Consider the following 7,139-nt stretch of genomic DNA (forward strand, 5'->3'; position numbering starts at 1 on the left):
GCGCCGCTATAACGCCACAAAACTTCCCCTGATCACGGAAGCCGCCGAAACTACGCGCGTTCCCGGGCGGCCACGGCGAGCAACTCCTCGGCGTGCGCGATGCCCAGATCGCTGTCCGGCAGCCCGGCGAGCATCCGGGCCAGTTCGCGGGACCGTTCGGTCTCCTCGACGACGCGTACGCCGCTCGTCGTGATCGCGCCACCGGTGTCCTTGGCCACCACCAGATGCCGGTCGGCGAACGCGGCCACCTGAGGCAGGTGCGTGACGACCAGCACCTGATGGCTGCGCGCGAGGCGAGCCAGGCGCTTGCCGATCTCGACCGCGGCGGTGCCGCCGACACCCGAGTCGACCTCGTCGAAGACCAGCGTCGGGGGTCCACCGACACCGGCGAACACCACCTCGATCGCCAGCATCACCCGGGAAAGCTCACCACCGGAGGCACCCCGCTGCAGCGGCAGCGCCGGCGCGCCCGGGTGGGCGATCAGGCGCAGCTCGACCTCGTCGGCGCCGTCGGCGGTCACCCCGGCCTCTGCCCCGTCGACGACCAGCGACGGCTCGCCCCGGCCCGGCGTACGCGCCGACACCACGAACTCCACCCGGGCGTGCGGCATGGCGAGCCCGGCGAGTTCCACCGTGACCTGTTCGGCGAAGGTCCCGGCGGCGGCGATACGGGCGGCGCGCACCTTGGCGGCGGCCACGGCGACCTCACCGGCCAGCCGCAGGCGCTCCCGATCCAGCTCCTCCAGCGCCTCGTCGGAGACGTCGAGGTCGGCCAGGCGCGTCCGGGCTCGGTCGGCCCAGGCGATGACCCCGTCGACGTCGTCGGCGTATTTGCGGGTCAGGCCCCGCAGTGCGGCCCGGCGCTCGTAGATGGCCTGCAGCCGGTCGGGATCAGCGTCGAGGCTGGCGAGATAGGTGGACAACTCGACCGAGACGTCGGCCAGCAGGGTGGCAGCCTCTTCCAGACGCGCGGCCAGCTCACCCAGCACCGGGTCGACCGTCGACTGCGCCTCCAGGCTGCGCCGGGCGGCGTTGAGGAGGCTGTTGGCGTCCTCCGCCTCATCCTCGCTGGAAATCGCGTGATGCGCCGTGCTGGCGGCCGTACGCAGCCCCTCCGCGTGCTCCAGGCGCTGGGCCTCGATCCGCAGCTCGTCGTCCTCGCCGGCCTGCGGGTCGACCCGGGTGATCTCGTCGAGCCCGAGACGCAGCAGATCGGCCTCCTGGCTGCGTTCGCGGGCGTTGCGGCGGCGGTCGGCGAGGTCGTCCTCAGCCCGGCGCCACGCCGTATGCAGCTCGCGGAACTCCGTCAGCAGCTTCTCGTGCTCGGGACCGGCGAACCGGTCGAGCGACGCGCGCTGCTCCGCCGGACGCAGCAGCCGCAGCTGATCGGACTGGCCGTGGACGGCGAGCACCTGCTCCCCGATCTCGCCGAGCAGGCTGACCGGCACCGAGCGCCCGCCGACATGCGCCCGCGATCGGCCCTCGACGGTCACCGTCCGGTTGAGCAGCCAGCTGCCGTCGTCGTCGGCCTCGGCGCCCGCGTCCGCGACGCGCGCGGCGACGGCGGCCGCGGTCTGGGTGGGCAGCCGCAGGCGGCCCTCCACGATGGCCCGCCCCGGTTCGGAGCGCACCCGCCCGGCGTCGGCCCGCCCGCCGAAGAGCAGGCCCAGGCCGGTCACGACCATAGTCTTGCCGGCACCGGTCTCACCGGTGATCACGTTCATGCCACGGGTCAGTGGCAGAGTCGTGTCCTCGATGACCCCGAGGCCGGTGATGCGCAACTCCTCCAGCACGACACAGAGATTAGTTCAGGCGTACGACGGTGTCACCCGCCGGGCGTTGCGGCCCGTGATAACACCAGGTGAACAGGGGTCAGGCCTGGCCGCGCCAGCCGACGACGGGCAGCTCGAACTTGGCCACCAGCCGGTCGGTGAACGGGCGCGGGCGCAGCCGGACGACGCGTACGGGCAGCTCTCCTCGACGGACGGTGACCCGCGCGCCCGGCGGCAGGTCGAACGTCCGGCGACCGTCGCAGCAAAGCAGCGCGCCCGTGGTGTAGGGCTCCACTGTGATCACGAACGTGGAGGTCGGCGCGGTCACCAGCGGGCGGCTGAACAGCGCGTGCGCGCTGATCGGGACCAGCAGCAGGGCTTCGACCTCGGGCCAGACGACCGGGCCGCCCGCCGAGAACGCGTACGCCGTGGACCCCGTCGGCGTCGCGCAGACCACCCCGTCGCAGCCGTACCGCGACAGCGGCCGGCCGTCGACGTCGACGAGCAGCTCCAGCATCCGCTCGCGGGCGTTCTTCTCGACGCTGACCTCGTTGAGCGCCCAGGAGCGGGCCAGCTCGATCTCGCCCAGCTCGGCGGTGACGTCCAGGGTCAACCGTTCGTCCACCGTGTACTCACGGGCGACGACATTCCGGACCGCCTGATCGAGGTCGTGGATCTCCGCCTCGGCGAGGAAGCCGACCCGGCCCAGATTGATCCCCAGCAGCGGAGCGCCGTAGGGACGGGCCAGCTCGGCCGCGCGCAGGAACGTGCCGTCGCCGCCGAGGGCGAAGACGATCTCGGTCCCGGCGGCCGCCTCGGGGCCGCACACGGGGGTCACGCCGGGCAGGTCGAGATCCTCGGCCTCCTCCTCCACGACGCGTACGCCGAAGCCGGCCGCGAGCAGGTCGGCCGCGACCGTCCGGGCGTGCTCGGTGGAATCCTTGCGCCCGGTATGCGTCACCAGCAGCGCGTCCCGCCGCTCAGCCATCAGCGCCGCCCTCCCCACCCGATTCCGACACCTCCGAATGTGACACACCGGCCACCCGGGCGACCTCCTCGGGGTCGACCGGTGGGGCGTCGGAGCGGAACCAGAGGAAGAACTCGATGTTGCCCGACGGGCCGGGCAGCGGCGAGGCGACCACACCGGCGACGCCCAGACCAAGATCCCACCCCGTACGCGCGACGTCCACCACGGCTTCGGCCCGCAGCGCCGGATCGCGGACCACACCGCCGGCGCCCACCCGCTCCTTGCCCACCTCGAACTGGGGCTTCACCATCAGGGCGAGGTCGCCGTCGGTGCACGCGGCCAGGGCCGGCAGCACGAGCCGCAACGAGATGAACGAGAGGTCGGCGACGGTCAGCCCGACCGGCCCGTCGATCACGTCCGGCGTCAGCGTACGCACGTTCGTCCGTTCGATGACGGTCACCCGGTCGTCCGTACGCAGCGACCACGCGATCTGCCCGTAGCCGACGTCCACCGCCGCGACGTGCGCCGCACCCCGGCGCAGCAGCACGTCGGTGAAGCCACCGGTGGACGCGCCCGCGTCCAGGCAGCGCCGCCCTTCGACGACCAGCCCCTTCGGCATGAACGCGTCCAGGGCGCCCGCCAGCTTGTGCCCGCCCCGGGAGACGTACTCGTCGGCGACGTCCGCCCCCGTCACGCGTACCGGATCAGCGGTGTCGACCATCGCCGCCACCTTGCGGGCGACCTGACCGCGGACCTCGACCCGCCCGGCCTCGACCAGCGCGGCGGCCTGCTCGCGGGACCGGGCGAGCCCACGGCGGACCAGTTCCGCGTCGAGGCGCAGTCGTCGTGCCATGGTGCTCCGCTCAGGCGTCGTCGATGGTGGACAGCGTCTCGCGCAGCGTGCGATGCGCCGCCTCGTACGCCGCGATCTGCTCCCCCACGGGCAGCTCGGCGGCGTTCTCCAGGGACTTCAGCGCCGCGTCGACGGCGCGGTGGCCGGTCGCGCCGGGCGCGTCGCCGGCGCGGCCGTAGTCCGGCTCGGCCTCGAAGTCCGGTTCCACCGAGGTCACTGAGCGGCCTTCTTGGCAGGCGCCTTCTTGGCCACCGTCTTCTTCGCCACGGTCTTCTTGGCTGCGGTCTGCTTGGCCGCGGTCTTCTTCGCGGGAGCCGGCGCGGACGCCGTCTTCTTCGCCGCAGCGGGCTCAGCCTTGGCCGGACCCAGCTTCTCCTCCTCGGCCAGCACCGTCTCCACCGGCGTGGCGGCCGCGGCGGTCTTCTTCGCCACGGTCTTCTTGGCCACCGTCTTCTTCGCGGGCGCGGAAGCCTTCACCGAAGCCGAAGCCGAACCTGAGGCGGACTCCGCGGCGGCGAGCTTCGCCTCCAGCTCGTCGACCCGCTGGCGAAGCTCGGTCACTTCCTCCGCCTTGACCAGCCCGACCCGGCCGAGCGCCTTGTCCAGCTCGGTCTGCACCAGCTTGGTGACCGCGGCCCGGTTGGCGTCGGCGCTGGCCATGAGGTCCTCGGCCATCGTCTGCAGCTCGCCGGCCTTGGCGTTGCCCTTGCCGACGATCTCGCGGACGGCCTTCTCCGCCTTCTTCCGCGACGTCTTGGTGAGCCCGTAGGCCATCTCGAGGTACGACCGCCATGCGTCGGCCATCGCCCGCTCCTTTCGTCCACGCGCCGCCGTTCTGCCCGGGACGGCCGGCGCGACAAGTCCATGGGTGGACGGCGGAAGCCGCCCAACAGGAACCAAACTACCGTTCGGCGCTGGACGTGACGGCGAAGAGGGCTGTGAGATCGTCGGCGATGTGCGTCGGGCGCAGCTCCGGCGCCGTCTGCTCGACGTCGGCGCGACTGCTCACGCCGGTCAGGACCAGCAGGCTGTCGACTCCCGCTCGGCGAGCGCCCGCGATGTCAGTGTCCAATCGGTCGCCCACCACGAGCGGCCGCTGGGCGCCGGTCAGCCGGGCGGCCGTCTCGAACAGGCCCGGCTCCGGCTTGCCGATCACCAGATCGGGCTTACGGTCCAGCGCGGTCGCGATGACCGACACGAGAGAACCGTTGCCCGGCAAAGGCCCACGCGGGCTCGGCAACGTCCGGTCGGTGTTCGTGGCGACCCACAGCGCCCCCGCCCGGATCGCCAGGGACGCCTCGGCCAGCTGCCGCCAGCCCACCTCCGGCCCGTAGCCCTGCACGACCGCCACCGGCTTGTCGTCCGCGCCCTCGACCAGACGCAGCCCGGCCTCGCGTACCTCGTCGCGCAACGCCTCCGCGCCGACCACGAGCACCGGCGAGTCCGCCGGGAACCGTCCGGCCAGGGTGGCGGCCGCGGCGCCCGCGGAGGTCAAGACCTCGGCGGCGCTCGCGGCCACGCCCATCCCCGACAACAGGTCCGCGACCTCGCCCGCACGGCGGGACGCGTTGTTGGTCGCGAACACCACGGGTACGCCGCCGGCCCGCAACCGGCCGACCGTTTCCACCGCACCGGGAATCGGCCGGTCGATGAGGAAGACGACGCCGTCCAGGTCCAGGATGACCAGGTCGTACGCGTCAACCAGCCGCCCGGCCGATGTCACGCTCACGCGCCGCGCCGATCAGGGACGCTGCTCGCCGGACTCGGAGCCGGCCGCCGGGCGATCCCCGGGCTGCTCCGCCGGACGGGCGTCGGCGTCGATCTCGTCGTCGTCCTCGTCGTCCACGGCGTCGTCGGCCCCACGGCTGGACTCGTCCTCGTCGTCCTCATCGGACTCGTCGTCCTCGTCCTCGTAGCCGTCGGAGTCCTCGTCGTCGTCTTCCTCGTCGTCGAAGTCGTCGTCGTCCTCGTAATCGTCGTCGTCTTCGTCGTCCCGGTCTTCGTCGTCGTCTTCGTCGTCCCGGTCTTCGTCGTCTTCGTCGTCTTCGCGGTCGTCGTCTTCGTCGTCGTAGTCCTCGTCCTCATCGGACTCGTCCTCATCGGACTCGTCGGCGTCCTCATCGGACTCGTCGCCCTCGTCCTCGTCGTCTTCCTGGTCGTCTTCCTGGTCGTCGTCCTCCAGGTTGACGCCGTCGAGTTCGAGCAGCCGCTCGGCCGCGTCGGTGTCGCCCTCCTCGTCGGCCTCGACCGCACGGGAGAACCACTCCCGGGCCTCCTCGGTCCGGCCCGCACCGAGCAGCGCGTCGGCGTACGCGTACCGCAGTCGCGCGGTCCACGGCTCGCCGCCGTCGGTGGTCAGCTCCCGAACCTGGAGCATGGCGACCGCCGCGTCCTTCTGGCCGAGGTCGCCCCGGGCACCGGCGGCGACGATGAGCAGCTCGATCGCCTCCGTCTGAGTCAGCTTGGCCCGGTCGGCCGCGCGGAACATGTCCACGGCCTTCTCCGGCCGGCCCAGCGCCCGCTCGCAGTCGGCGAGCACCGCCAGATGCGTCTGCCGACCCGTCAGGCGCTGATAAGTGCGCAGCTCCGAGATCGCGGTCTGCCACTCCCCGGCCCGGTACGCCGCCAGCCCGACCGCCTCGCGCACGGAGGCGATCCGGGAGGCCAGCCGCCGGGCGGCGATGGCGTGCTCAAGCGCCAGCGGCGCGTCCTCATCGATCAGGTAACCGGTGGCCACCAGGTGCCGGGCGACGCGCTCAGCGACCGGACGGGCAAGCGTCAGCAGCTCGGCGCGGATCTCGGTGTCCAGCTCGTCGGCCTGGATGTCCTCGGGGATCTCCGGACCCTGCTGGCGCTCCCGATCCCCGGCATACCCGGTCTCCGTACGCCCGCCTTCCGCGTACGCGGCCTCGGTGCCCTCGTCGGCCCCGACCGGGCGCTCCTCGCGGTCACGGAAACCACCCTCGCGGTCGCGGAAGCCGCCCTCACGACGGTCGCCGTAGCCACCCCGGTCGCCACGGTCCCGGTCACCCCGGAAGCCGCCGTCCCGATCGCCACCCCGGAAGCCACCCTCACGGCGGTCGCCGAAGTCTCGACGCGGGCCACGGTCGCCACCACGGAAACCACCGTCGCGGTCGCCGCCACGGAACCCACCATCGCGCTGGGGACGGTCACCACCACGGAAGCCACCATCACGGTCGCCGCCACGGAAGCCGCCGTCACGCTGCGGCCGATCGCCACCGCGGAACCCGCCCTCGCGGTCGTCACGCCGGTAGCCGCCATCCCGCTGGGGACGGTCACTGCGGAAGCCACCCTCACGGCGCTGTCCACCCTGGAACCCGCCGTCACGCTGGGGACGGTCGCCACCGCGGAAACCACCATCGCGCTGCGGCCGGTCACCACGGAACCCACCATCGCGCTGCGGCCGATCTCCGCCACGGAAGCCGCCATCGCGCTGGGGGCGGTCGCCACCACGGAACCCGCCCTCGCGGTCGTCACGCCGGTAGCCGCCATCCCGCTGGGGACGGTCACTGCGGAAGCCACCCTC

6 protein-coding genes and 2 pseudogenes are annotated in these 7,139 nt (G+C 72.7%); 1 reads left to right on the forward strand and 7 read right to left on the reverse strand.

Annotated features, from left to right (window positions below):
• Positions 1-50 precede the first annotated feature (50 nt).
• The 7 genes and pseudogenes from recN to AB0H43_RS37730 form a co-directional block, all read right to left on the reverse strand.
• A complete protein-coding gene (recN, locus tag AB0H43_RS37700) occupies positions 51-1,793 on the reverse strand; it encodes a DNA repair protein RecN (RefSeq protein ID WP_360008101.1) in 1,743 nt (580 codons plus the stop codon).
• A 79-nt stretch (positions 1,794-1,872) separates the two neighbouring features.
• On the reverse strand, positions 1,873-2,760 hold the full coding sequence (locus tag AB0H43_RS37705; protein ID WP_360008104.1) for an NAD kinase: 888 nt from the start codon (positions 2,758-2,760) through the stop codon (positions 1,873-1,875).
• Entirely contained in the window at positions 2,753-3,592 is an 840-nt protein-coding gene (locus AB0H43_RS37710; RefSeq protein WP_360008106.1) for a TlyA family RNA methyltransferase, read from the reverse strand. The genes AB0H43_RS37705 and AB0H43_RS37710 overlap by 8 nt, the downstream gene beginning before the upstream one ends.
• A gap of 10 nt (positions 3,593-3,602) precedes the next feature.
• Entirely contained in the window at positions 3,603-3,809 is a 207-nt protein-coding gene (locus AB0H43_RS37715; RefSeq protein WP_360008109.1) for a hypothetical protein, read from the reverse strand.
• Positions 3,806-4,396 (reverse strand): phasin family protein, encoded by a 591-nt coding sequence (locus tag AB0H43_RS37720; protein WP_360008111.1) that lies wholly within the window; start codon positions 4,394-4,396, stop codon positions 3,806-3,808. Before AB0H43_RS37720 ends, AB0H43_RS37715 begins: the two co-directional genes overlap by 4 nt.
• 124 nt (positions 4,397-4,520) lie before the next feature.
• Positions 4,521-5,321: pseudogene (locus tag AB0H43_RS37725) on the reverse strand (HAD-IIA family hydrolase); the annotation flags it as partial.
• Between the two features lie 12 nt (positions 5,322-5,333).
• Complete coding sequence (locus tag AB0H43_RS37730; RefSeq protein WP_360008124.1) at positions 5,334-6,377, reverse strand: tetratricopeptide repeat protein; 1,044 nt, start codon at positions 6,375-6,377, stop codon at positions 5,334-5,336.
• Here AB0H43_RS37730 and AB0H43_RS37735 point away from each other — a divergent pair.
• A pseudogene (locus AB0H43_RS37735) lies at positions 6,333-7,139 on the forward strand (hypothetical protein); the annotation flags it as partial. The gene AB0H43_RS37730 and the pseudogene AB0H43_RS37735 sit on opposite strands and share 45 nt — an antisense overlap.

This window comes from Hamadaea sp. NPDC050747, from assembly GCF_040654195.1.
Classification (GTDB): domain Bacteria; phylum Actinomycetota; class Actinomycetes; order Mycobacteriales; family Micromonosporaceae; genus Hamadaea.

Excerpts from the sequence above, each read along its gene's own strand:
- AB0H43_RS37705 (WP_360008104.1), bottom strand. The coding sequence starts at position 2,760 with ATGGCTGAGCGGCGGGACGCGCTGCTGGTGACGCATACCGGGCGCAAG.
- AB0H43_RS37710 (WP_360008106.1), bottom strand. The coding sequence starts at position 3,592 with ATGGCACGACGACTGCGCCTCGACGCGGAACTGGTCCGCCGTGGGCTC.
- AB0H43_RS37720 (WP_360008111.1), bottom strand. The coding sequence starts at position 4,396 with ATGGCCGACGCATGGCGGTCGTACCTCGAGATGGCCTACGGGCTCACC.